Origin of the sequence: Porphyromonas uenonis DSM 23387 = JCM 13868 (genome assembly GCF_000482365.1) — a bacterium.
GTDB classification, from domain to species: Bacteria; Bacteroidota; Bacteroidia; order Bacteroidales; family Porphyromonadaceae; genus Porphyromonas; species Porphyromonas uenonis.
The window spans coordinates 201925-228193 of record NZ_KI535309.1 but is presented as its reverse complement, the minus strand read 5'-3'; the positions used below and the strand labels follow the sequence as shown (position 1 = coordinate 228193).

The window sequence follows — 26269 nt, the reverse complement described above, 5'->3', positions numbered from 1 at the left end:
CGACTCTCCTGATATACGCTCATATAGAGCCTCCAGATCAACCTTGTACTCCTCTGCATAGTCTTCTATTTCGTACCAAGAGGAGCAGCCAGAGAGGGTAGCTGTGAACACTGTCGTAAGGATGTATCCTAAGGGGAACTTTTTGCATCGATTTATGCGTGGATCTTCGACCATTAGAAGCTGATTGAATATGCTCATAGGTATTACTTAATACATTGATTATCAGCCATAAAGATACGAAAAACCTACGATATGGACAAGCTTTTTGAAGAGAAAAATGAAGAGTTTTTGCGACTGTATTGAGTTCACTTTTTAGGCCCTTCATTCTCCCCTCAAGATCACAATCAGCTTTTCATTTATAATGCGTCAGCCCTGTCGGGGGGATGGGGTGGGGGTTGTCCATTCGCAAGTTTTTCGTACCTTTGTCGTCAGCTTTGCGTAATCTCTGACAGGAAGAGTGCTCTAGGCTTAGCCCCGAGCTTAGTTCAGAGGCTCCCGAGTCGCCTGTGTATATTGCGTTTAGCTCATAGCTAATCAAAAAAGTAACAGCACATTATTATGGACTTTATCAAGCTAGTCGAAGAAGACTTTAAGAGTGGCAAGCAGCTACCTAAGTTTGCACCAGGTGACACGATCGTCGTGGACTACCGTATTAAGGAGGGTAACAAGGAGCGTATCCAGAAGTATCGCGGTACGGTCATCCGCATCAGCGGTCATGGCGACCAGCGTCGCTTCACCGTACGCAAGATCTCAGACGGTGTGGGCGTAGAGCGTATCTTCCCCTACAACAGCCCCTTTATCGAGGAGATCCACGTAGAGCGTCACGGTAAGGTACGTCGCGCTAAGCTCTACTACCTGCGCAACCTTCGTGGTAAAGCTGCTCGCATTCGTGAGCGTCGTACGCTCTCTGCCAGCGTCAAGTAACAGAGTCGCTAGCTCAGACCAATAAAAAGAGAGGCATCTCGACTGATGAGTTGAGGTGCCTCTCTAATTATGTAGTTCGGACGGGCGTGGATGCCCTCCGACTAGACGTTAGCCGTGGGGCCTGGAGATGCCTAGGACTATGAACTAGGTAAGCTAAAGGTGACTGTTGCAAAAGTCAACAGCCTCTAAAGGGAAGATTGTGGTATATTTGCACCATCTGTCACGGTGATGGATATACTATAAGTAGCTGTATCCACGTTATTAGATTACTTATGATACATAGACTCCTACATTATATATACAGACCTCTGAGCCTGCTACTGGTCACACTGCTAGCGGGGCTGCTGGGGCTGACTGCACAATCCTCTGCCAGCTCACCGCTCAGTGAGGGGCACTGGGTGCGTCTCTCGGTGACTCGTACGGGGGTGTACAAGGTTACCTTTGCCGCACTACGAGAGGCAGGCATTGCGAACCCTGCCGAGGTACGTCTCTTCGGACGGGGTGGGGCGATGCTGAGCGAAGTGCTGGAAGATAATAGTTTGCAGCTTACGCCGGTCCCCGCTTATGTGGCTGATGAGGCGGTTTACTTTTACGCTACGGGGGTGACCGAGTGGATCCCTGAGCTGTCGCGACAGACCTTCCGCCATCAGCAAAACATTTATAGCAATCAGGGGTACTACCTAGCGACCGATCGGACGGATTTGCCAGCGCATAGCATTGAGCCACAGGGTGCGCAGCAAGCTACGGAGTCGGCTGTGCGGACAAGCTTCTTGGCGCATGAGCTATATGAGCAGGATCGTCACTCGCTACGTGCCTCAGGGCGTAAGCTCTTTGGCGAGCCGCTCGGCGGGCATCCGCTTACGGTGCCACTCTCGCTACCGTCGCCACTGGTGTCAGCTGCTGAGGGCGAGCTAAGCGTGGCTTATGTGGGGCTACCAGACAAAGATCAGACGCTGGAGCTGACGGTGCAGCTGGGCGGTGAAACGTACAAAGACCTTATCAAGAGAAGTGAAGATAGCTCCGCCAGCACCTATATGGCGGGGATCTATCATGCCAAGAGCTTTACAGCCCAGCTCCCATCGGAGGCGCAGCGTGTGGAGACGCAACTACAGATAGCCCCAGCAGGACGACAAGCTTACCTGGACTATCTGACACTGGTGGCACCAGTCGCTTTGCAGTATGGAGGGAAGGGGCAGTTGGCCTTTCGCAACTTCTCCGCCACCCCAGGCGCCACCGCATCGCATCGCATCGGGATGACAGGCTCTGCTAGTGCCCTGCAACTGTGGGGACGCACGGCCGAGGGGCAGGTGACGAGCTTACCCGTAGCAGAGCAGGGTGGAGCCGTGACCTTTACTGGAGCCGTGACGGATGGAGCGGGGATGCCTGTGGAGTACACGCTCTTTGCTCTGGCGGACGCTTACCCAGTGGAGCAGGTTGTGGCGCTCCCGCATGGAGGGGTACGTCTAGACACGGTGCCAGACTATCTGATGATCACGACCGAGGCTTTGCGCCCAGCTGCAGAGCGCTTGGCCAGTTATCACCGAGAGCACTCGGGACTACGGGTGCAGGTGGTGACGCAGCAGGAGCTTTTTGATGAATATAATGGCGGCACGCCCGATGCGACGGCTTATCGCTTGATGCTGTGGGACTATAAGCGACGTTACGAGGCGGAGCATGGCGCGGAGAGCTACCATCCGCTACTCTTGCTGATGGGCGATGGGGCCTATGACAATCGTAAGGTGTCGCAGGACTGGAGCGCACGGGACTTTCAACTGACGGAGTTCCTGCTAACTTATCAAGGTGAGAACTCGACCAACATTTACAGCTACTCGACGGATGACTACTTTGGTCTCCTCACGGAGGGTCAACGTGGTGTCGGTATCGGAGCTCAGACGCTCTCGGTGGGGATCGGTCGTCTGCCAGTACGTACCCTGGCGGAGGCTGATGCGGTAGTGGATAAAATAATTCGCTACGATAGCGAGCAGGTGCCAGGCGTATGGCGTACACGTGCATGCTATGTAGCGGACAATATGGATGGCTACTCGCACCTCGGGGAGGCCGACGGTATCGCTCAGCTCATGGAGCGTCTACAGCCAGAGCTCATCATCTCCAAGGTCTATATGGATGCCTACGCACACAAGAATGTGGGCGGACTAACCTCGGTGCCTGAGGCTCGGCGCAAGCTGATGAGTGAGCTACAGAAGGGACTACTCTTACTGGACTACACGGGCCACGGGGGGCCTGCGGCTTGGAGCGATGAGCAGATCTTGACGCAGGCGGATATCGTACGCTTTGACTATCCTCACCTGCCAGTATGGATTACGGCGACCTGTGACTTTACCAACTACGACCACCCTCAGACCTCGGCGGGGGAGTCGGCTATGCTCAATCCGACCAGTGGGGCTATCGCGCTCTACACGACGACACGTGTCGTGATGAATCTGAACAATGAGCGGATGAATCGGGCTCTGCATGAGAGCCTCTTTACGCCTCAGGCGGATGGCTTCCTACGTCCCATGGGGATCGTGATGCGTGATGCGAAGAACTCGCTGACGAACGATAGACAAAACAAGTTGAACTTCTTCCTGCTCGGCGATCCGGCTCTGCGCCTTCGTATGCCAGCCTATGAGACGGTCATCACGGAGCTGGCGGGTGTCTCGCTCGATACGCTCTCGGAGGGAGAGGCGGTACCGCTCCATGCGATGGATAGTGTACAGGTACGGGGTTACGTGGCGAGCAGTCAGGGGGTCGTGCAGGGTGACTTCACGGGTCGGCTCTTTGTGACGGTCTTTGACGCTAAGGCTAAGGTCAAGACGCACATAGACAATGCTCCCGACAAAGATCCTGAGAAGATTACCTCTTTTGAGGACTACCCAGGGATGCTCTACGCGGGTATCGCTGAGGTGAAGGAGGGACACTTTGACTTCTCTTTTGTAGTGCCTAAGGACCTCCCTTATAGCGGGGGCAATGGCAAGATCAACCTCTATGCTTACAGCGATGCGAAGGGTAGCGAGCCATACGAAGCGATGGGCGTGAGCCATGCGATCTGTGTCAAGCCTGGAGCGGGGGAGCACAGCGTGGTCGACACGGTCCCGCCTGAGATACGGGAGCTATACCTAGGTCATCCAAACTTCTCGATGGAGAACCCCATCGGCTCGACGCCGCTCTTCGTTGCCACGCTGGCTGATGCCTCGGGGATCAACCTTTCGGGAACGGGCGTGGGGCATAACATGACGCTGGTAGTGGATGGGCGCGAGGATTTGACCTTTAACCTCAATAGTAGCTACACCGCCTCTGAGATGGAGGCGGGCGTGGGGCGGGTTATATATCTGCTCCCTGAGTTGCCCGATGGCGACCATACAGCGACCTTTACCGTGTGGGACGTGTGCAACAATGTGACGGAGCGTAGCTTTGCCTTCCGGGTGCGTGCTGGTCAAGCACCGACGGTGGTCGAGAGCCGTGCTCGTCCAGGAGTCCTGACGGCTGATGATCCGCTGATTGTGGAGGTGTACAACAATGCGCCAGGCGTGGAGGTCGATGTGACTATCGAGCTGTACGACTACCGTGGTGCGCTGGTTGCGCTCTCGCCACAGATGGTGGCTCGCTCTGGGCACGATACGCCGGCTCTGATACGGTGGGAACCTAAGCTACAGTCGGGCGGTGCCTTGCTGCCAGGGCTTTATATCTACCGCTTGCGGATGACGCAGGGAGACTCTCTGCCCGCTTTCACCTCGGGTAAGATAGTAGTGCGGTAACAGTTTCGTTATGCAGGCTGATATCTTAGCGTTGGTTACCAGTTCGACCCCCTTTGTGGCGGTGGCGGTGATGGCTCTTCTTGTGGCGATCAACCCTTGTCCACTGGCGACAGTGGTCTCTTCGCTGCTCTTCCTGACTGGACAGCAGACGAATAGACGGCGGGGATGGTGGCTCACGACGCTCTATGCGCTGGGGCGTGCGCTGCTCTACTTTTCGCTGGGATTGCTCTCGGCGTGGCTCTTGCGGACGAGCATTCAGACGCTCCAACTACAGGAACAGATCCTGTACGGCTTGGAACATTGGCTGGGACCGCTGATTATCTTACTGGGAGTACTGCTCTGGCTGTTCAGCCGTCACGACCATCATGATCACCAGCACGAGGAGCAGACGCATCAAGCGGAGGATCACGAGCAATCGTTAGAGCGACAAGGCGCGTGGAGCTGGCGAGCCCTTTGGCTGGGCTTTAGCTCGGCTCTCTTCTTCTGTCCTGCTACGGGGCTGATCTACTTCGGCGTGCTGGTGCCTATGACGGCTCAGGCGGGAGGTGCTGAGGGGCTGCTCTACCTAGGGCTCTTTGCGCTCCTGACGGTGAGTGTCGCTTATCCGGTCTATGGCTTGATACGGATGGGGTTGAGTCGCTTAGCGCATTTCGCTGGAGATATGCAGCGGTGGCGCAAGTGGCTGAGCGTGGGTATCTCACTGCTCTTCATCGTGATGGGCGTTGTGATCACGCTCGTTCACCTGTTACATGGTCACGAGTCGGCAGTCGTCGGATCTCTGTAGAGCTTGATGAAGCAGTGCGTGGCGAGGACGACGTCGTGGCGAGACTTGAGCTGGTAGATGATCTCCAGCTCTTCACGACCCCATAGGAGTTTGCTATAGAGCGACTCTAGGCTGATGCGTGTCTGTAGGGGATCGGCTTGGTAATGCGAGATGAGGTAGTTGATGCCTTGGCGCATGGTGCAGAACTGCCGCCTAGCCCCAAGGCTTTCACAGGGCAACTGGTAGTGCTGCAAGTCGTGCGCTAGGATGGCTAGGTGGAAGGCTAGGCTATGCCCCACGAGCATCTGTACACTTTCTAGATCTCTGAGGAAGAGCTCTAGCACTGCTTGGGGCGCTTCGCCATGCCCAGCGACAAACTCGGTGGTCAGCTGATGGTAGTCGGTCGCTTCGCTTGTGATCGGTATGCCACTGAGCAGGAGGTGGTCCTCGCTGCGCACGACACGGAGCTCTTCGTCTAGCAGAAGCCACGAGAGGCTCGCCAGGAGCGGCGTGTCGATGGAGGCGAGCTGTGTCTTGTCAAGCGTGTCGTGCAGATAGCATACGGTCTCGGTGTCTACCACAAGGTAGCGAGGCGTGGCGCCGTCGGGCGCTGAGCCAAGCTGCAGGAGCGGTGACTCCTCGATGCTGAGTGCGCAATGCGAGGCGAAGTCACGCTCTACGCCTTTGTAGACGGGATTGTGCTTGCGCAGTCGCCTACGGCCGAAGGTGGTGATGCCACAAGCTAAGATCAGTAAGAGCAGGAGGTCAACCCAAGTCATGGTCTAGTTGAGGTTTAGGCAGGGGCATTGGGTCGAGCCGTCGTTACTTATTAAGGCTCTCCTCGATGATGTGGCGATCCCGTGCGACGGCTGCTTCAGTTTGTTCTTTAGGTATGAAGGACCAGTTGCTGTAGCGGGGCGGCGTGAGCGGTTGGTGCGCCTTTGCCCACTCGATGAGGTGATAGCGCAGGTCGTGAGGCGAGATCCAGACGACGCGCTGGTGTAGCTCGTCGGGCGAAAGACCAGCCCCTTGCGTCAGATGCCCACCGCCACCAATAGCACGGTAGGAGTTGACCGCCACGGTGTAGACACTGTCGACCGAGAAGGGCCGTCCGTCAGACAGCTGCTTGATGGTCACTCGCTCGCCTTGCGGTTTGCGCAGATCCACCGTGTAGTCGATGCCCGCGGCTGCGCTGAAGTTGAAGGTCGGATTGACCGTCGGGAAATGTTGCTCGGTAGCTTGATCCTTCAGATAGAGCAGATGCTCCCCAGAGCTGGCTTCGGGGCCACACCATAAGCCGTAGGAGTACTCTAGGTAGTCGTGTATCTCCTTCCCTGATAGGCGTAGCTTGTAGAGATAGTTTTCGTAAGGATAGATGTCGAAGAAGTTTCGTACCCGCAGCGTGTCAGCGCGCTGTGCCAAGGAGAGGCGATGCGGTGCGGAGAAGGAGATGTCTGCCTCGCTCAGATCGAGCTGTAGCTGGTGAAGTAGGGAGATATAGGCCGAAGGTCCAAAGAGTGCGTCCACCCCGATGAGAGGCTCCGTAAGCAGTGTGATAGGCTCAGCGATAAAGTTCCGCACCGTGTCCGCAAAGTCCGCAAAGTAGCTGACGAAAGCGGAGTCTACGGGCACGTCTGCCATTGGGACTATCTCCCCTTGGAACTTCTTGTCGACCACTTTGTCGCCCTGCTTGGTGATAGTGACGGTCACGTCCGCCACATTTGTCGCATGGCTCCCCGGGTTGATCAGCAAGACTGGAGAGCCCGAAGGACTTCGCCCCGTCGTCTGATTAGCCTGGTGGTCGTGTCCGTAGAGGATCAGGTCGATGCCAGAGACTCTGTTTGCCAACTGCATGGCAAAGTTCTCACCGCCCTCTTCATTTCCCAGCCCCGAGTGCATCAAGACTATGAGGAGGTCTGGGTGGACATGCTCCTGAATCGTAGGAATCCACTTGTGAGCCGTGGCGATCGGATCAGCAAAGGCCATCCCCTCGTAAGAGGCCTGCGGGATCCACTGAGGCACAGCGGGGGTGATCAGTCCGAGCACCGCCACCTTCACCCCGTCAACCGTGTGGACGCTATAGGGCGAGTAGTAAGGCTTTCCCGCGAGTGGGCCATCGCTGTGTATGATATTGGCAGCCAGCAGTGGTGTAGCCATGTCTTTCTGCCAGCGTTTGTAGACGCTCGGCGTAGCCTCTAGATCATGATTCCCCACGACGGCCGCGTCGTAGCCCAGTAGCGTCATAGCGTCCGAGACGAAGTGTGTGCGTAGCGTGTCGACGAAGTTGGAGTAGTAGACCGCTGCATTGCCCTGTAGCACATCCCCTCCGTCGAAGAGCAGCGTACTCGTCGGGTACTCCTTCCTCACTTGCGCCACATAAGTAGAGACCCGCGCCAGTCCGCTAGGCGTACAAGTGTCCTGGACAAAGTCGTAGCCCAGTATGTTGCCATGCACATCGGTCGTATGTAGGATATGAATCGTGTGCGTCTCTCGCTCTGCCTTCTTGCAACTAGCGAAGCTCCCCAGCAAAAGGAGCGTAGCGAGACAATAAAGTAGGGTACGAAGCTGAAGTTGGTTCATAACGTGAAGGGCTTTCTTAGGAGAGGTAAGGGTTGTGCTGGTAGATATTGCGAATGAGGCGCACGACACGCAGGGCATCCTCTATCTCCACCGCCTGAGCGGTCGGGTCTCCCAGCAGAGCGCGCGCCGTGTGGTCGATGACGAAGTGATGGTTTTGCGCTGAGCCACTGTAGGCTCCGTAGGCATTGCCTGGCTCGCTCTCGCCTAGGTCGGGGCGGTCGTAGCCGTCGATGACGCAGTGCGTTAGCTTGTTCATGAAGGGACCGTCGAGGACGATGCAGCCACGCTCACCGAGTACGGTCAGACGCACCCCGCAGTTGGTCCCGTAGACGGCTGTCGAGTAGGTCAGCAGCCCCGTCGTATCCTGCGGGAAGGTGAGCTGCACCACGCCTGAGTCCTCAAAGTCTACCATCGTCTGGTGATTGTAATTGTAAAAGCTTCCGCCCTGCACCTCAGGCATGCCAAAGCACCAAATCAGCAGGTCGAGGAAGTGTGAGTACTGCGTGAAGAGCGTCCCGCCATCTAGCTTGAGGTCACCATGCCAGCGACGAGGCAGGTAGTAGCGCTCGTCACGATTCCAGAGACACTGCAGCTCGATCTGGTAAAGCTTGCCGAGGCGCTTCTCCTCGATCATCTGGTGAAGCCACGCCGAGACAGGCGTAAAGCGGTTTTGCAGGACACTGTATAGGTGACAGCCGTGCGCCTTCGCCAGGGCGATCAGCTCCTCGCCCTCGTCGGGGTGTAGCACGGCGGGCTTCTCTATGAGGAGCGACTTGCCAGCCTTGATCAGCTCTAGCGCAATTGGGTAGTGCAGCCCGTTGGGAACGCAGATCGACGCGACATCAAAGGTGTCTCCTCCACGCTCCAGCAGCTCCTCGACGCTTTGGTAAAAGGGAATCTCAGCAAACTGCGCAGCACCACACTCCGAAGCGGGTATCACGTCGACCATCCCGACCAACTGCGTCTGCGGATGCTTTGAGATATGCTCCATGTGCCGACGGCCAATGTGTCCGCACCCCACGACGACCCAGCGGAGCGGGCTGTGGAGTGGCTTAGGAGCGAAGGTTGTTAGGTCGCTGTGGTTCGCTGTCATAGTGGGGGTAAAGGCTTTTATAGTAGAAATTGTCTGATCCGCTCGCAGATCTCTCTAACCTGCAAGTAGAAGGTCGTTGGGGCTATCGGTAGCGAGAGCATCGTCTTCTGGAGCTCCTCCGCTACGGGACAGGAAGCCTCAGAGGAGTCGGCGTTGTAGGCCGCTACCTGGTGAAGCATCTGCGGGTAGTAGACCCGTGCGTCGATGCCCGCTGTGCGTAGTTCGTTGAGTAGTCCGTCCCGCTTGTCAGAGGGTACGCAGATTGTGTAAAGGTAAAGTGCTTCAGGCCGGTCCCCACTACGCCACGGACGTCTCACCATCGGGAGGTCGGCCAGCAACTCGTCGTAGCGGTCGGCTAGCAAGCTACGTCGTCGATTCGCCTCGTTCAGGTGACCTAGCTTAACCCGTAGCACGGCTGCTTGGAGCGCATCGAGACGGCTGTTGTAGCCACACCGATCGTACTGGTATCGTGTGCGCTGTCCATGGTTGGCCAGTTGGCGCAGACGATCCGCCAGTTGCTGGTCATGCGGTACGAAAGCAGCGCCTCCGTCGCCCATACAGCCTAGTGGCTTGGTCGGGAAGAAGCTCGTCGTGCCGATCGTAGCTCGTGTGCCTAGCGGTACAGGAGTAATTAAGCATCCCGAAACTTCCTCGACTACGCCCCCCATCCCCTGAGCATTGTCCTCAATCCACGGGATCTGGTGAAGCTCGCAGAAGTGCGCCAGCTCGACTGCAGGGCAGGGCATACCGTACATATTGACCGCTATGAGTGCCACCGTCCGAGGAGTGCGAAGAGACTCCAGATAGTCTAGCGAGCCATTCATCTGAAAGGAGACACGCCCATCGCTACTCAGCGAGGGCATCACGTCAGCCCAGACAGGTCGGAGCCCTAGATGACAGACCGCCTCGGCAGCCGCCACATAGTTGTGCGTGGCAATGATCACCTCGCCACCACGGGGTAGCTCTAGCGCAGCCAAAGCCAGCAGGATCGCATCGCTCCCGTTGCCACAGCTGATGACACTCCACGGAGCCAGCCCTAGGTAGGCCGCCAGCTCCTCCTCAAAGGCACGCACCTCCTCACCGCCGATGTAACCACCCGAGGCGACAACCCTCCCGATGCTCCTATCGAGCTCAGCTTGGTAGGGGCGATGTTCTTGGGGTAGGTTGACTAGAGGGATGCGCATGTCGCTGTGGGGCTAGACCAGTTTGCTACCAGGCGCTATCGTGTCAGGCAGCGTGACCACCTGTAGCTGTCCCGTCTTGTAGTCCTCGACCGAGATAATCATACCTTGCGACTCGACACCACGGATCTTGCGCACAGGGAGGTTAGCAACGAAGGCAACGGTCTTGCCGACCAGCTCCTCCGGCTTGTAGTACTGAGCGATGCCCGATACGATCGTTCGCCCGCCCATGCCATCATCGATGGAGAAGCGCAGGAGCTTGTCCGCCTTGGGAACCTTCTCGCAAGCTAGGATACGGCCTGCACGCATATCGCTCTTAGTAAATGTGTCAAACGGCACATCCTCCAGCAGAGCCTCGGGGTGACGGTTTTGCTCCTCGTTGAGCTTCTTGATCGCAGCGAGCTTGTCCAGTTGCACCTGGATCACATCGTCCTCAATCTTCTCAAAGAGCAGCTCGGGTGTACCCAGCTGATGCCCCTCGGGGAGTAGATCTGTAGCACCAAAGCGGGAGAAAGCAAAGCCTTCCTCCCCAACCTGTAGCATAGCGAGGAGTCGACGTGTGGAGAAAGGTGTGAAAGGCGCAAAAGCAATCGACAGATTGCCCACCAGCTGCAAAGCTAAGTGCAGGATCGTAGCGACACGGTCGGGGTCGCTCTTGATCACCTTCCAGGGTTCCGTGTCGGCGAGGTACTTATTGCCGATGCGGGCCAGCTGCATAGCAGTCTTGAGCGCCTCTCTAAAGTGGAAGTGCTCCAGCTGATCGTCCAGCTCTGCTGGTATGGCTGCCACCTCTCGGAGCATCTCCTCGTCGATCTCTGTGAGATGACCCAGCGGAGGTACCTTGCCGTCGAAGTATTTGTGCGTCAGCACCAAGGCGCGGTTCACAAAGTTGCCGTAGATAGCGACCAACTCATTATTATTACGCGCTTGGTAGTCACGCCATGTGAAGTCATTGTCCTTGGTCTCAGGCGCATTGGCTGTCAAGACATAGCGTAGCACGTCCTCCTTGCCAGGCATCTCGTCGAGGTACTCGTGGAGCCAGATAGCCCAGTTGCGACTGGTCGAGATCTTGTCACCCTCGAGGTTGAGGAACTCGTTCGCAGGTACATTGTCTGGCAGGTTAAAGGAACCCTCCGCCTTTAGCATGGCGGGGAAGATGATACAGTGGAAGACGATATTGTCCTTGCCGATGAAGTGGATCAGACGGGTCTCGGGGTCGCACCACCAGGTGCGCCAGCTGTCGGGGAGTAGCTCCTTCGTATTGGATATGTAGCCTATAGGTGCGTCAAACCATACGTAGAGCACCTTGCCCTCAGCCCCTTGGAGCGGTACGGGGATACCCCAGTCTAGGTCACGCGTCACGGCACGTGGCTGTAGTCCTAGGTCCAGCCAGCTCTTGCACTGCCCGTAGACGTTGGGCTTCCACTCCTTGTGTCCCTCGAGGATCCACTCGCGGAGGAAGCTCTCGTAGTCGCCCAGTGGAAGGTACCAGTGCTTCGTCTCGCGTAGCTCAGGCTTAGCTCCTGAGATAGCGCTATGAGGATCGATCAGATCGGTCGCTGAGAGCGATGTACCACACGCCTCGCATTGGTCGCCATAGGCGCGCTCGTTGTGGCAATGTGGACAGGTCCCCGTGATATAGCGGTCTGCGAGAAACTGCTTAGCCTCGGGGTCGTAGTACTGCTCCGAGGTCTGCTCGATCAGCTTGCCCGACTCGTAGAGCTTGGTAAAGAATGCGCTCGCCGTCTTCTCGTGCGTCTCGGAGGTGGTGCGCGAATAGATGTCGAAGTCGATGCCTAGGCGAGCGAACGACTCCTTAATCAAGGCGTGGTAGCGATCTACCACCTCTTGGGGGGAGACGCCCTCGGCTTTTGCCTTGATAGCGATAGGTACTCCGTGCTCATCGCTACCGCCGATGAAGAGGACCTCGTCGCCCTTCATACGCTTGTAGCGAACGTATATGTCGGCAGGAACGTAGACTCCTGCTAAGTGTCCGATATGTACAGGCCCATTAGCATAAGGTAGGGCCGTAGTGACTAAAGTGCGTTTGAATTGTTGCGTACTCATAAAGTTCTTATGATGATTAACGGCTTACTGCCGATGTCTACCGCAAAGGTAGCAAAAATGAGACTGTTACGAAGGTATCATCGTATCTGAATCTGCGCTGACGCATGATAAAAATGAGCTCGTTTCAATTCCTACCTAGAAATTGCCCAAATTCCTCCGTAGATATTTTTGATTTGCTACCTAGGAAATGGCAAATTCTTCGGACTTATTTTTTGATTCCTCCGAAGTTTCATTTGATTCCTCCGAAGAATTTTTTATTTCCTAGGTAGGGATTGGGGAAATTTCTAGGTAGCTATTTGGCAAATTCCTAGGTAGGAAATGAAATCGTCGGAGATGTCTGAGAGATCACAGCTTCTCAAATCGAATAATTCGATGGGACGAGTCACCACCCGTGCACCCCTCCAGCAGCCACTTGTGAGTGTTACATAGTCTATGCTTGCGTGGAAGGCGCATGGGGTGGAAAACATTTTTTTAGTACCTTTGCACTCAGTAAGAGAGGTGTGCAGACGGCGTAGCACACTCAATATATGACGAGGCTTCTCTGATGTGGCTCTTCTAGACGATAGGGGGTGCTGTGTGGGAGTAAGTCCTCATTTGTTTTGTATCTATGAGGTGCCTTCGCCAGCCGATAGATGGCTAGCGGGGTGTGGTTCATAGGATATGCACTAGACTGAATTAGACACCATTATCACCTAATCATCTATGGGATATTACTATATGACCCAAGAGGGATACGATGCCCTCAACAATACGATCAAGCAGCTGGAGGCTGAGGAGCGGCCCAAGGTCACACAGCAGATTGCTGAGGCGCGTGACAAGGGAGATCTATCTGAGAATGCTGAGTACGATGCTGCCAAGGAGGCGCAAGCTCACCTCGAGGACAAGATCGCTATGCTCAAGGCACAGCTGAGCAACGCCCGTGTGCTGGAGCCCTCGCAGATTAAGACCGATGAGGTGCAGATACTGAACCATGTGCGCCTGCTCAATAAGAAGAAGGGCGAGGAGAAGAGCTACTACATCGTCTCGGATGCTGAGGCAAACTTTAAGGAGAACAAGATCTCGGTCAATACCCCCATTGCCAAGGGACTCCTCGGCAAGAAGGTGGGCGATGTGGCGGAGATACAGGTGCCTGCGGGTAAGCTGGTCTTTGAGATCCTAGAGATCACTCGATAGGGTGACACTCTTCTTGAACAGTTCCTCCCAAAAACAACGAACGCTCTATGGCTTCAATCTTTAGTCGCATCATAGCAGGTGAGATCCCCTCCTACCGCATTGCGGAGGACGAGGAGCACTACGCCTTTCTAGATATCAATCCTTATCAGCTGGGGCATACACTGGTGGTCCCGAAGCGTGAGGTCGATTACTATTACGACCTAACGGACGAGGAGCTGGCTCGGCTGATGGCTTTTGCCAAGCGGGTGGCCCGCGCTATACAGGAGACGACACACTGCCGCAAGGTGGCTACGCTGGTCCTAGGACTAGAGGTGCCACACGCTCATGTCCACCTGATACCGATCAATAGTGAGGGTGACGTGGCTCACGGACCGCTTGCTACGAAGCCTACCGACGAGGAGATGGCTCGCATCGCCTCCGAGATAGCAGCTCATATATAATAAGGAGTAGCGAAGCCTAGTGACTGAGAGACTATATATCCTAGAGGAGATAGATCCAGCGGTGCTCTACGGCCCTAACCGTGAGTACCTGCTATTGCTGCGCAACCTCTATCCTAAGCTGCGGATTGTGGCTCATGATCGAATCATCAAGATACTGGGTGATACGACCGATATACAGCTCTTGACAGCGCTCCTCGATAAGCTGGTACAGCATGTCCTGCGGTACAATCTCCTGACGGAGCAGACCATACGCAAGCTGGCTACGGGAGAGGAGCTCCCTGAGGTCAAGGTGGCTCCGAATCATCTGCTCTATGGAGCGAGGGGGCGTAGCATAGGCTACCGAGGCGCTCACCAGCGTGAGATGGTGGAGGCCATAGCGGATCACGATATGCTCTTTGCGATCGGACCAGCTGGTACGGGCAAGACCTACATAGCGATAGCACTGGCGGTCAAAGCACTTAAGGAGAAGCAGGTACGACGTATCATACTCTCGCGTCCCGCTGTCGAGGCGGGCGAGAAGTTGGGCTTCCTACCCGGTGAGCTGAAGGACAAGCTCGACCCTTACCTCCAGCCGCTCTACGATGCGCTCGAGGAGATGATCCCGACGCAGCGCCTGCGCACCTATATGGAGAGTGACGTGATACAGATTGCTCCGCTAGCATACATGCGTGGTCGTACGCTCAACGATGCCGTCGTCATACTTGACGAGGCGCAGAATACGACCCATCATCAGATGAAGATGTTTCTCACTCGTCTCGGACGCAATAGTAAGATGATCATCACGGGCGACCTCTCGCAGGTCGACTTGCCGCGGGGTGTCACCTCGGGCTTGCGCATTGCTGAGCGGATCCTGGGCGATGTGGAGCAGATACCTTTCGTATACTTTGATGCGCAGGACATCGTGCGTCACCCGATCGTGCAGCTTGTCGTAGACGCTTACGATCGCAATGAGCATCAAGCACTGCAGGGCGGACGACCCGCACAAGAGACTCACCAAGATCAAGATATAGACCTAGATAAGGATCAAGGTAAAGACTCATAGACTCATAGAAACACGCTCTCTCTCGGCTAAGGCGGGAGGAGGGCAATCCCCTTTTTAGCAAATCAATTATTGATCATAATACAATGAATCAAGCTCTAACACACACCGACCTATCTCTCCCAGGTATCCAGTCTGTCTTTCATGGCAAGGTGAGAGATGTATACTTCCTTGAGGGCGATCTGATCGCAATGGTCGCTACGGATAGGATCTCAGCCTTTGATGTGGTACTCCCTGAGGGTATTCCCTACAAGGGTCAGGTGCTCAACCAAATAGCTGCTGAGCAGCTCGACGCTACGGCGCATCTCGTGCCCAACTGGAAGATAGCGACTCCCGATCCGATGGTTACGGTGGGACATCGCTGCGAGCCTTTTAAGGTAGAGATGATCGTTCGCGGCTACATAGCTGGTAGCGCATGGCGTGCTTACCAGGCTGGCGAGCGTACGATCTGTGGCATACAACTACCCGAGGGTCTGAAGGAGAATGAGCGCCTTCCACACCCGATCATCACGCCTACGACTAAGGCTGACGAGGGTCACGACGAGAACATCAGCCGTGAGGAGATCATCGCCTCTGGCCTGATCTCCGAGGAGGACTACAAGGTCATCGAGCAGTACACGCAGACGCTCTTTGAGGAGGGGACGCGCATCGCTCGTGAGCGGGGGCTGATCCTCGTGGATACGAAGTATGAGTTTGGCAAGAAAGATGGCAAGGTGATCCTGATCGACGAGATCCACACGCCTGACTCCTCTCGCTACTTCTACCTAGAGGGCTACGAGGAGCGCCAAGCTAAGGGTGAGCCTCAGCGACAGCTCTCGAAGGAGTTCGTTCGTCAGTGGCTCATCGAGCAGGGCTTCCAGGGTAAGGCTGGACAGAAGATGCCGACCATCACGCCTGAGTATGCAGCCTCTGTGAGCGAGCGCTACATAGAGCTCTACGAGCACATCACGGGCAAGACCTTCGTCAAGGAGCAAACCCAAGATGTGGCTAAGCGTATTGAGAACAATCTGCTAGCTTTCCTCAAGAAGTAGGAGGCTCCATAACTATATAAATGAACCAGCGACTGAGAGGGCTGTGTACAACCTCCCTAGTCGCTGGTTCTAATCTCTCTATTTACTATGCCTTCACCTCTCGATAGTAAGTCTCGCTACGTGCGACAGATGTTTGACCGCATAGCTGGACGCTATGACTCGATGAATCGCCTCATGACGGGCGGTATGGATCTGACCTGGCGCTGGCAGGTCATAGAGCATCTGGCGAACTATGCGCCTCGTCGTGTGGCTGACCTGGCCTGCGGTACGGGTGATATGATCCTGATGCTCTCTCGCTACTTGCCGTCGGTGCGTGAGATCGTCGGTGTGGACCTCTCGGAGGGTATGCTGGCGGTGGCTGCCGAACGTATCCAGAGGACTGTCCACTCGGCGCCCGTGGTGACGCTCTCTGCGGAGAACTGTCAGGAGCTCTCTCTAGCTTCGCACTCGGTCGATGCGGTGACCTGCACTCTGGGGATTCGCAACTTTTCGGATCCACTACAAGGCTTGCGAGAGATGCACCGCATTTTACGCCCAGGGGGGAGGCTCGCTATCCTGGAGCTAAGCGAACCTCGTGGGGGGCTACTGCTCCGGGGCTATAATATCTATGCTAAGCACTTGATCCCGTGGATCGGACAGTTGTGCGCTCACGATCGCTCTGCCTACAGCTACCTCCCAGCATCTATCAAGGCGATGCCACAGCGAGAGGCAATGACGGCGCTGATCTGTAGGGCAGGCTTTAGAGAGGTACAGTACAAAGAGATGCCTCTAGGGATCTGCGTCTTATATACCGCAGAAGCCTAAAGAGATAAATGAATAAGAGTATGCAACGCATTTACGCACTGATAGGTAAGCCCGTAGGGCATTCGCTCTCGGCAGACTACTTCAACGACCTTTTTGACTCCCAGGGGATCGATGCTCGCTATATACTACAGGAGCTGGATGATCTCTCGGCGCTGAGACCCTGGCTGGAGTCTAACCCCGCCATCGTGGGACTGAATGTGACGAGCCCCTACAAGGTGGAGGTGTGCAACTATCTAGATGAGATAGACACTGAGGCAAAGTATGTGGGAGCTGTCAATACGATCGTCGTGGACCACGCGGGCGGTCGGATGCGTCTCTTCGGCTACAACACGGATGTGCAGGGTGTCGTGGAGACTCTCCAGCCACTACTCACGCCCGAGCAGCAGCATGCCCTCGTCTTCGGAACGGGTGGCGCCGCGCAGGCGGTGGCACAGGCGCTCAAGCGTCTCGGTCGTGACTGTACGCTGGTCAGTAGAGATCCGCAAGCTCCACATATCCTATCCTATAGCGCGCTGACGCCCGAGCTGATAGCGGACAAGTGGATCATCATCAATGCGACCCCTGTCGGCATGGGGCCTCTCATTATGGAGCGCCCGCAGATCCCCTACGAGGCGATCACGCCACAGCATCTCTGCATGGATCTGATCTACAATCCCGAGGAGACGCGCTTCCTCAAGTCTTGTCGTGAGCAGGGTGCGACGACGATCAATGGGCTGAAGATGCTCCTCGTGCAGGCTCGCTACGCCTGGCACATTTGGAACCGTCAGGCGTAGAGACTACGCCATATCATCTGCCTCGTCGGAGGAGGTGAGTCGGGGGCTCTCTGCAACTGTAGAGGTCGTCTCCGTAACAGATTCGGGAGCTGTCACCTCTGCTTGCTCTTCTTTTTCTAGTGCACGCTTGTGCTCATCTTCGCGGATATGTCTTGTGATCGCTATGCAGGTTCCGATAGCCATCGAGGTAGCAAGGAGCGAAGAACCACCACGACTGATGAGTGGTAACGTCTGACCCGTATTAGGCGAGATACCCGTGACGACGCACATATGTATGATCGCCTGCGTGGTGTACATGATGCCGACACCAAGTAGGAAGATGCGCTGCCAGTCACGTTGCGAGCGGGTCGCCCAGCGAGAGAGCTTGAAGAAGAGCAGGATGTAGAGTAGTGGCACCCAGATCATACCGATGAAGCCTGTCTCCTCGATGATGATCGCATAGATAAAGTCGGAGTAAGCCTCGGGGAGGATGTCTCGCTCTACACTATTGCCAGGGAAGACGCCCGTACCATTGCTCCGTGCGATGGCGATGCGTGCATGCTGCTCCTGAAAGTTGTCCTCGTCAATGACAAACTTACTGGAGTCTGACTTAGCGGTGAAGTCTTCGATACGACCTTTCCAGCGTGCCGTACTACTGTTTTGCTTGATAATACTGTCGGGGAGTAACACGAGACAGGCTAGGAGTAGCGTGATGATCCCCAGCCCTATGCCACCGATCATGAGCAAGCTCTTGGAGAGTCCCGTCTGTACGAGTCCGATGCCGAGGATGAAGGCGACGAGGATGAGTCCCATGGAGAGACTCTCCTTGGCAACGAAGAGCAGCCCGATAGCGGTGATCCCACAAAAGATGTAGAAGCGCCGATTGAGACTGCCCAGCTGACGTATAGAGAGGACAGTGGAAGCGAGACAGATGACGCCAACTTTGTAGAACTCTGAGAATTGGAGTCCGAAGAGCGTACGCTTAGCCTCATTGGTCTCCGTACCTATGAAAGGGGTCGCAATGACGGCTAAGAGCATCAGAACGAAGAATGCCATCCCACCTAAGCGTATCCAAGAGTTGCTCAGCCGTGAGCAAAACCACGCTGCAAAGATTGACAGGATAATGTGCTTGAGGTGACCCGTGAAGGGAGCGTACAGACTCTCCCCACGGTAGGCGAGTGTGCTGGTAGCACTGTAGATGAAGAGTAGCGACGTGGCCAAGAACGCAAAGTAGAGAAACCACAACGAGCGGTCACCTGTGATGCGTGGCTTGCGTGGTGTCGGCTCTTCCTGGGAAGCTTCTTCCTGCGGGTGCTCTTCAGTTGGTCCTCCGCTCTCGTTATCAATCGGTGCTGTCTCCTCATGGGGAGAGAGGTCGAAGATGTTCGAGGGGGTGGTCTCTTGGCTCGTATTGTATTCGTCTTGTGGTATCATAGTGTGTCGGATAGGCTAGAGCGAACGGTCGGTATCTGGCTGTTGCTGAGCGATGGCGAGTACCTCCGCTCTGAACTGATCGCCACGATCCTCATAGCAGGTGAAGAGGTCAAAGCTAGCGCAGGCTGGCGACAGCAACACGGTGTCTCCCGCCTGGGCCATCTGGCGTGCGGCGGCGATAGCGTCACGCATTGAGGTAACCTCCTCGTGGCGTGGTATGACGCTGTCAAAGCTACGGTGGAGCTTGGCCGAGTCAGTTGTCATATAGATTAGTCCGACCACCTTTTCCTTGACTAGATCCATCAGATCGTTGTAGTCATTGCCCTTGTCGGTACCTCCTAGTATGAGAATCGTCGGCTTGCGCATACTCTCTAGTGCGTACCAAGTACTGTTGATGTTGGTCGCCTTGGAGTCGTTGATATAGTCTACGCCATCGATGCTGGCGATATACTCTAGGCGGTGGGGCACATTGGTAAAGGTCTCTAGGGAGGCTCGTATGACCTCAGGCTTGACGCCTAAGGCCTGCGCAGCGCAACCGACGGCTAGGGCGTTCTGCACGTTGTGCTTGCCCGATAGAGCTAGAGCATTCTCTGGCATCTCAACGACTGGCTCCTGGAGGGCAAAGCGTATCTTCCCATCGTGACTAGAAGCCACGACTGCTTCGTCTGAAGAGCCTTCGGTGGAGAAGAAGATCCGTCGTCCTGCTCCCATGCCTGGCTCCTTGAGTAGGCGCTGTGTCCAGTCGTCTTCGATCCACGAGATGAAGTAGTCGGTGGGCTGTTGGTTTTGTGTGATGCGCATCTTGGCCCGTGCGTATAGCTCCATCTTATGATCGTAGCGATCTAGATGGTCGGGCGTGATGTTGAGCAGGATCGCTATGTGCGCTCTGAACTGGTACATATGATCCAGCTGGAAGCTACTCAGCTCGATCACATAGTAAGCGTGCGGAGCGAGCGCCACCTGACGAGCTAGACTGGTACCCACATTGCCCGCCATGGAGACATCTAGTCCCGCATTGTGGAGCGTGTGGTAGAGCCAGTTGGTCGTAGTGGTCTTGCCGTTGCTCCCTGTGATGGCGATCATCATACTATCGCCAGCGTAGCGGTAGGCGAACTCGATCTCACTGATGATAGGTGTCTGCTGCTCTGCGAGCTGTCGTATGAGCGGTGCACTATCTGGGATGCCTGGGCTCTTGATCACCTCTTTGGCTGATAAGATACGATCGAAGGTGTGTCCACCCTCCTCGTAGGGGATGCTGTACTGCTCCAGCTCCGCTTTGTATTGTGGCTTGATCTGTCCCGAGTCGGAGACAAAGACGGGGAGCCCTTGCTTTTGAGCTAGGATGGCAGCTCCGACACCACTTTCTCCAGCTCCTAGGATGATATATTCGTTGCGTTGCATATCTGTGAGATCGTTGTAAGTCTATAAATTATCGCATCTTAAGCGTGATGACTGTTAGGACAGCCAGCAGGATAGCTATGAGCCAAAAGCGAACGGTGATCTTAGCCTCTCGGATAGGTGCGAGGGGCCGCTGGATCAAAGCATCGATACCGCTATTGCCCGCTTTCTGAAAGTGGTGGTGCAGTGGCGTCATCTTGAAGATCCGTCGGCCTGTCCCTGTGCGTCGCTTGGTAATCTTGAAGTATGCTTGCTGCATCAGCGAGGATAGACCCTCGATGATAAAGAGGAAGCAGAGGATCGGTAGGAGGAGCTCCTTGCGAATGAGGACGGCCATCACGGCGATGATGCTACCGATGGCGAGGCTGCCCGTGTCGCCCATGAAGACCTGCGCAGGATAAGCGTTGTACCAGAGGAAGCCAAAGGTCGCTCCCACGAAGGCTGCCCCAAAGATCACCAGCTCCTCAGCGCCTGGGATAAACATGATACTAAAGTACTGCGCCAGAGCTATGTGTGAGGATACATAGGCGAGCACCGCCAGGGCGACACCCGCGGGGGCGGCTGTTCCTGCAGCTAGTCCGTCTAGACCATCCGTCAGGTTGACACAGTTAGAGATAAAGGTGACAATCAGGATGATGATGATCGAGAAGACGATCCAGCCGACCAGTTCGCGATTTGGTGTAGAGGCTGGAATTAGCGAGAGGTAGTCGAAGTTGTTGTTCTTGACAAAGGGAATGGTCGTCTGGGTATTCTTAGCCTCTTGACTGGAGAAGGTAACCTGCTCGATGCGACCATTGTGGGTTACCTCTTGATTCTCCCGAATGATAATGTCTGGGCTCAAGTAGAAGGTGAGCGCCACGACAACGCCTAGGAGCACCTGTCCGATGATTTTGTAGCGCCCGTGGAGCCCCGCCTTGTTTTTCTTAAAGACCTTGATGTAATCATCGATAAAGCCCAAGGCGCCCATCGTAAGGGTTGTGAAGATCATCAGCTGTATGTAGACATTGTTGAGACGAGCGATGAGAAGCGTCGGGACGATGATCGCTATAATGATGATGATACCGCCCATCGTTGGGGTGCCTTTCTTCATCGCCTCGCCCTCTAGTCCTAGCGTGCGAACCACCTCGCCTATCTGCATACGATGCAGCCAGTGGATGATGCGCCGACCGATGATCGTGCTGATGATCAAAGCTAGGATAAAGCTGATCCCTGCTCGGAAGGTCACATACTGAGCTAGTCGCCAGCCAGGGACGTCGTGCGCCTGTAGCCAATCGTAGAGGTGATAAAGCATAGTGTGATGGGTAAGTTGATAAAGATTATAGGGAAAGAACTAAGTGAGAGACAAAGTGCGTTATCTAGGCAAGCTTCTCTTTTGCAAAGATCTCTTGCGCCACCTCCTTGTCGTCAAAGTGGTGCTTGACACCTTGGATCTCTTGATAGGTCTCATGTCCCTTGCCAGCGATGACCACTAGGTCGCCCCGCTGTGCAGCTGTGCAAGCGTCTGTGATCGCTTGGCGACGAGAGACGTTGGTGTAGACTTGTCCGCGCTCCGTCTGAGGAATGCCCTCGAGCATTTGATCAATGATTGTCTGCGGATCCTCGGAGCGTGGATTGTCTGAGGTGAGATAGAGGCGGTCGCACATGTTATAGGCGATGCTCCCCATCTCAGGACGCTTGCCCATGTCACGATCACCGCCTGCGCCGACCACGACGTAGACCTGTGAAGCGTTGAGCTCGGAGACAGTCTTCAGTAGATTCTCTAGAGCGTCAGGCGTGTGCGCATAGTCCACCACCACGTGGTAACCTCTCGGCGAGGCGAGTAGGTCAAAGCGACCGTTCACATGCTCCAGACTAGAGATGCCACGCAGGATCAAGCTCTTGTCCAGATCGGGTAGGAGGAGACGAGCCACACCGTAGACGGCCGTCACGTTGTAAGCGTTGTAGCTCCCGACGAGCTTGATCTCTACCTCCTCGTTGTCCAGCAGTAGGGTAGAGCCATCCACATACTGTCCTAAGAGCTGAGCCATATAGTCCGCCTGGCTACGTAGCGCATAGGTGTGTAGGTGGGCAGCGCAGTTTTGCACCATCACGCTGCCGTTGCGGTCGTCCGCATTGACTAGGGCGTAGGCATTTGGGGAGAGATTGTCAAAGAGCAACTTCTTTGCCGCAATGTAAGCCTGCATCGTGCCGTGGTAGTCCAGGTGGTCACGCGTTAGGTTGGTAAAGAGAGCGAGCGCAAAGGGCAAGCCGTAGACCCGCTGCTGTACCAAAGCGTGCGAAGAAACCTCCATAAAGAGGTAGCGACACCCCGCATCCACCATATCTCTCATCACTCGGTGCAGCTCGAGAGCGTCAGGCGTCGTGTGGGTAGCGGGATACTCCTCGTCGCCAATGCGTATGCAGACCGTACTAAAGAGCGCAGCCCGCATGCCGAGCCAGCTCCACAGCTGATAGCAAAGCGTGGCTGTAGTCGTCTTGCCATTCGTTCCGGTGACTCCTACGATCGTGAGCTCTCGCTCGGGACGGTCGTAGTAGACAGAGGCTAGGACCGCTATCGCCTTCGCTGTGTCGGTCACCGTGAGCCACACCACCTCGTCGGAGAGGCTCTCAGGTCGTGGGTGCTCGGTGACGATAATACGACAGCCCGCTGCGAGCGCCTTCGGGATGTAGTCCGCTCCGTCTACATGTACACCACGTAGCGCTACGAAGATACACCCCTCGGCGGCACGACGTGAGTCCTGCTCGATAGAGGTTACTTGACAAAGCTCCGTAGAGACGGCTTCTGTGTGTGCTTGGCTTAGTAGATGCTCCTTGGTGAGTGCTACTATATAATTATTGAGTGGTTTGAGATTCATATCTATCTTAGAGAGGATTCCGCTTTACTGTCTATGATTGTTGCCTAGATGGAGGATCACCTTCTGCCCTGGGTGGATCGGTGTGCCGACAGGGATGCTCTGCGCTATGACTCGACCGTAGCCGACCAGTTGCACCTCCAGCCCCTGCAAGCTAATCTGATAGATCGCTTCACTGGGCGCTAGTCCCACGAGACGAGGCATCACCCCTTTGGCGTAGCGAGCCAGAGGATGTAGCTCTAGTCCCTCACGTCCGTACTGAGGTATGACCAGTTGGTCAGAGGCTACCTTACCACCCCCTTCGGGTCGCACCTCGGGGATCTTGTAAGTCTTGACAAAGCTCTCGACACGCTTCTTCTCCCCACCAGCTATATCTAAGTTTCTCAATCGCTCGCTAGCCGGGTATGGTGTGATCGTGTCTAGGAGAATAGGGTTCGAGAGCGTGTAGATCTCCTCAGCGATACGCTTCACCCCGCTACCAGCCACGATACCCCCGGAGGCACGACCTACGCCGTGAGGATTGACCACAAAGATGAAGCAACTATACTTAGGATGATCTGAGGGGAAGTATCCGCAAAACGAAGTCATATAGGTCAAACTGCCAGTACGATAACCACCGCTACCATGGTTGCTCATCAGAGCCGTACCCGTCTTGCCACTGATGGAGATCAGATTAGAGCGTACTGGTCCTTTAGCAGTGCCTCGTATGACTACATTGTCCAGCATAGAGCGTATTGAGTCCAGCGTAGCAGGCTTGCAGATATTCTCGTGCAGCACTTGTGGCTGAAACTCTTGGATCACCTTACCCTCCGCATCCTCTACACGATCCACCAGATAGGGGCGCATGATACGCCCGCCGTTGGCGACACCGTTGTAGAAGTTGAGCGTATTGATCGCAGGCACCGATATACCATATCCACGGCTGATGCTAGGGATCGTCGAGTTACCGTAGCTCTTGTCCCCAGGTCGTATGATCGTTGGGGTGGCGACCCCCTCGAGCCCTACGTCTAGACGCTCCAGCATGCCGTAGTTACTCAAATGCTGATAAATCCTGTCGGGGTGCTCCACATACCCTTTGATCGCAATCTTTGCCATGACAACATTGCTCGAGTACCACAGTCCCTGCGCTACCGAGATACGTCCATAGCCTCCACGATTGGCATTGTGATCGCGGATGTTGTAGCCTCCATATTTGAAGACACCGTTGCCCGTGTCGATCGTGTCGTTAGGTGTGCAGACCCCATCATCTAGGGCAGCCATCATAAAGGGCGTCTTCATCGTAGAGCCAGGCTCGTTGAGCGCACTGACGGCGTAATTGACCCCTTCGTAGTAGCTCTCGCCACCCTTCGTAAGGTTGGCCAGTGCCAAGATACGCCCCGTCTCGACCTCCATCAGGATAGCTCCTCCGTAGTCCGCCTCAAACTGAGTCATCTGCTCATAGAGCGCACGATGCACGATCTGCTGCAGATTCATATCCAGGGTCGTGTACACATTGTAGCCAGCACGAGGCGGTTGTAGGGTATTCTGTCGTGTAGACCCCGCCAAGTACTGTCTCACAGCCAGACCTGGCTCGCCCCGTAGTAAGGTGTCAAAGCTTTGCTCCAGACCATATTCGCCCTGCGTCAGGTCGCCCTTGACCTCCTTGTAGACGCTCCCGATAGTACGTCTCGCCAGCTCACCATAAGGTCTGTCTCGTAGTGCACGCTCCTCGTGGGTTAACCCATTCCTAAGCGGACCACGGCGACGTACCAAGCGCCCCTTGCGCTCCACCGTCATCATCAGTGGGTAGGACTGCTTAAGTCGCTGATACTCCACGTGGCTCACCTCGTACGGGTATATAGATACGTAGCGATAGCCCGGCTGCTTATGCTGCGCCTTACGGTATCCCTCACGTAGTCGTTTACGTAACGCCTGATAGGTCGCCTGCTCTCCCTTGTTCCAGAGGCTCATCTGGTAGGCCAGCGAGTCTAGCTGTTTGTAGAGCGAGTCTGGCTCCGTCTGCTGAATAGCCTCTGCGCCGAAGTCTAGGTAGAGCTTGTACGCAGGCTTGCTAATAGCTACGATGTGCCCATCAGACGAAATGATATTGCCTCGTAGTGGCGAGATCGTTACCGTATCAGGCTGGTGAAAGCCCTGAGCGATCTTGCGCCATGTAGGACCATCCACGAAGATGATGCCCATCACCTTGATAAAGATCCATAGAGTCATCAAGATGGCTAGAAAGCCTAAGGCACGATAGCGAGCTATGATAGGACTATGCTTCGACATAGAGGAGTGGTGCGTTAAAGAGGCGAGAGATTATTTCTTAGTGTCACGATAGAGAATGATTGTCTGCTGCGAGGGTGCCTCAAGGTCTGACCCCATCGCTTGGAGCTGCTGCTCGAAGTTGCCCCCGATACTACGACGTGTTAGCTCGCTGACACTCTCCATATGTTTGTAGGTCAAGTCTTTGACCTGTGTCTCTAGCTTATCTATCTGGCGACGCTTGGCGATGACCTGATAGTTGCTCGTGACATGGATCAGTCCCATCAGGAGGATAGCGATAAAGGCGGGTATATACTTCCTAAAGGAAGGCTGCTCCAGCATATCTCCGCCTAGCCAGTACCACAGACCACGCGAAGAGCTTTTACGGGTAGACTCGTTAGACTCTTCGTCAGACTCTTCTGCCATCTCTTCCTCCTCTAGCTCTTCGGAGGGCTCCAGCTCTCCTGCAGCGTCCTGCTCATCGGGAGCCTCTAGCTCCGCTAGGGGAGCGGGCTCAGCTGTCACCTTATCGTCTGCAGGATCCATTGCAGCAGGAGCTGTGTCGCTCGGGGCATCCGCCTCGATAACTTCTGGCGAGTCCTCCTCGTCTAGGAGATCTCCCAGCAAAGGTCTCGACAGAGGCTCAGTCGCTGGCTCGTCAGTAGCCACGGATGTTGGCTTCTGTAGCTCCTCCTCTAGGTTGTTGTCAAAGTATGATTCGTCGATCTTAACCATAGCT

21 protein-coding genes are annotated in these 26269 nt (G+C 55.4%); 9 read left to right on the top strand and 12 right to left on the bottom strand.

Going from position 1 to position 26269, the window contains the following annotated elements; translation table 11 throughout:
* On the bottom strand, positions 1-198 hold a 198-nt coding region (locus L215_RS09530; protein ID WP_044111940.1), incomplete at its 3' end, for an ISAs1 family transposase.
* A gap of 360 nt (positions 199-558) precedes the next feature.
* On the opposite strand from L215_RS09530, the gene rplS reads away from it, so the two are divergent.
* From rplS to L215_RS0108525, 3 genes are all read left to right on the top strand, one after another.
* A complete protein-coding gene (rplS, locus tag L215_RS0108535; RefSeq protein ID WP_025884245.1) occupies positions 559-924 on the top strand; it encodes a 50S ribosomal protein L19 in 366 nt (121 codons plus the stop codon).
* A 272-nt stretch (positions 925-1196) separates the two neighbouring features.
* Positions 1197-4679 carry a type IX secretion system sortase PorU gene (porU, locus tag L215_RS0108530; RefSeq protein WP_027451646.1) on the top strand — a complete coding sequence of 1161 codons (3483 nt, stop codon included), beginning with the start codon at positions 1197-1199 and terminating at the stop codon, positions 4677-4679.
* A 10-nt stretch (positions 4680-4689) separates the two neighbouring features.
* Positions 4690-5463, top strand: a complete 774-nt coding sequence (locus tag L215_RS0108525; protein ID WP_025884243.1) for an urease accessory protein UreH domain-containing protein — start codon at positions 4690-4692, stop codon at positions 5461-5463.
* On the opposite strand, the gene L215_RS0108520 is transcribed toward L215_RS0108525, so the two are convergent.
* Genes L215_RS0108520 through metG form a run of 5 tightly spaced genes read right to left on the bottom strand, consistent with a single transcriptional unit; the run spans position 5433 to position 12363 of the window.
* Complete coding sequence (locus L215_RS0108520; RefSeq protein ID WP_025884241.1) at positions 5433-6221, bottom strand: 3'-5' exonuclease family protein; 789 nt, start codon at positions 6219-6221, stop codon at positions 5433-5435. The two genes, L215_RS0108525 and L215_RS0108520, sit on opposite strands and share 31 nt — an antisense overlap.
* Positions 6222-6264: 43 nt before the next feature.
* Positions 6265-8022 carry a bifunctional metallophosphatase/5'-nucleotidase gene (locus L215_RS0108515; RefSeq protein ID WP_025884240.1) on the bottom strand — a complete coding sequence of 586 codons (1758 nt, stop codon included), beginning with the start codon at positions 8020-8022 and terminating at the stop codon, positions 6265-6267.
* 16 nt (positions 8023-8038) lie between these two features.
* Positions 8039-9115, bottom strand: coding sequence for a Gfo/Idh/MocA family protein (locus L215_RS0108510; protein WP_027451645.1), 1077 nt, complete (start codon positions 9113-9115; stop codon positions 8039-8041).
* A gap of 17 nt (positions 9116-9132) precedes the next feature.
* Positions 9133-10299 carry a DegT/DnrJ/EryC1/StrS family aminotransferase gene (locus L215_RS0108505; protein WP_025884239.1) on the bottom strand — a complete coding sequence of 389 codons (1167 nt, stop codon included), beginning with the start codon at positions 10297-10299 and terminating at the stop codon, positions 9133-9135.
* A gap of 12 nt (positions 10300-10311) precedes the next feature.
* Positions 10312-12363 carry a methionine--tRNA ligase gene (metG, locus tag L215_RS0108500; RefSeq protein ID WP_027451644.1) on the bottom strand — a complete coding sequence of 684 codons (2052 nt, stop codon included), beginning with the start codon at positions 12361-12363 and terminating at the stop codon, positions 10312-10314.
* Between the two features lie 702 nt (positions 12364-13065).
* Here metG and greA point away from each other — a divergent pair.
* The 6 genes from greA to L215_RS0108470 all read left to right on the top strand — a co-directional run bounded on the left by greA (position 13066) and on the right by L215_RS0108470 (position 17623).
* On the top strand, positions 13066-13536 hold the full coding sequence (greA, locus tag L215_RS0108495) for a transcription elongation factor GreA (RefSeq protein ID WP_025883872.1): 471 nt from the start codon (positions 13066-13068) through the stop codon (positions 13534-13536).
* A gap of 47 nt (positions 13537-13583) precedes the next feature.
* A complete protein-coding gene (locus L215_RS0108490; protein WP_025883873.1) occupies positions 13584-13976 on the top strand; it encodes an HIT family protein in 393 nt (130 codons plus the stop codon).
* 19 nt (positions 13977-13995) lie between these two features.
* Positions 13996-15018, top strand: coding sequence for a PhoH family protein (locus tag L215_RS0108485; RefSeq protein ID WP_025883874.1), 1023 nt, complete (start codon positions 13996-13998; stop codon positions 15016-15018).
* Between the two features lie 83 nt (positions 15019-15101).
* Positions 15102-16046, top strand: a complete 945-nt coding sequence (locus L215_RS0108480; RefSeq protein WP_025883875.1) for a phosphoribosylaminoimidazolesuccinocarboxamide synthase — start codon at positions 15102-15104, stop codon at positions 16044-16046.
* An 87-nt stretch (positions 16047-16133) separates the two neighbouring features.
* Positions 16134-16850, top strand: a complete 717-nt coding sequence (gene ubiE, locus L215_RS0108475) for a bifunctional demethylmenaquinone methyltransferase/2-methoxy-6-polyprenyl-1,4-benzoquinol methylase UbiE (RefSeq protein WP_025883877.1) — start codon at positions 16134-16136, stop codon at positions 16848-16850.
* A gap of 20 nt (positions 16851-16870) precedes the next feature.
* On the top strand, positions 16871-17623 hold the full coding sequence (locus L215_RS0108470; RefSeq protein WP_244869682.1) for a shikimate dehydrogenase family protein: 753 nt from the start codon (positions 16871-16873) through the stop codon (positions 17621-17623).
* Between the two features lie 3 nt (positions 17624-17626).
* On the opposite strand, the gene L215_RS0108465 is transcribed toward L215_RS0108470, so the two are convergent.
* The 6 genes from L215_RS0108465 to L215_RS0108440 form a co-directional block, all read right to left on the bottom strand.
* Positions 17627-19036 (bottom strand): FtsW/RodA/SpoVE family cell cycle protein, encoded by a 1410-nt coding sequence (locus L215_RS0108465; protein ID WP_027451642.1) that lies wholly within the window; start codon positions 19034-19036, stop codon positions 17627-17629.
* A 15-nt stretch (positions 19037-19051) separates the two neighbouring features.
* Positions 19052-20437, bottom strand: a complete 1386-nt coding sequence (gene murD / locus L215_RS0108460; RefSeq protein WP_025883878.1) for a UDP-N-acetylmuramoyl-L-alanine--D-glutamate ligase — start codon at positions 20435-20437, stop codon at positions 19052-19054.
* A 28-nt stretch (positions 20438-20465) separates the two neighbouring features.
* Positions 20466-21725 carry a phospho-N-acetylmuramoyl-pentapeptide-transferase gene (gene mraY / locus L215_RS0108455; protein WP_025883879.1) on the bottom strand — a complete coding sequence of 420 codons (1260 nt, stop codon included), beginning with the start codon at positions 21723-21725 and terminating at the stop codon, positions 20466-20468.
* 64 nt (positions 21726-21789) lie between these two features.
* Entirely contained in the window at positions 21790-23289 is a 1500-nt protein-coding gene (locus L215_RS0108450; RefSeq protein WP_025883880.1) for a UDP-N-acetylmuramoyl-L-alanyl-D-glutamate--2,6-diaminopimelate ligase, read from the bottom strand.
* Between the two features lie 24 nt (positions 23290-23313).
* Positions 23314-25554 (bottom strand): penicillin-binding protein, encoded by a 2241-nt coding sequence (locus tag L215_RS0108445; protein ID WP_027451640.1) that lies wholly within the window; start codon positions 25552-25554, stop codon positions 23314-23316.
* A gap of 30 nt (positions 25555-25584) precedes the next feature.
* On the bottom strand, positions 25585-26265 hold the full coding sequence (locus L215_RS0108440) for an FtsL-like putative cell division protein (protein WP_025883882.1): 681 nt from the start codon (positions 26263-26265) through the stop codon (positions 25585-25587).
* Positions 26266-26269 lie beyond the last annotated feature (4 nt).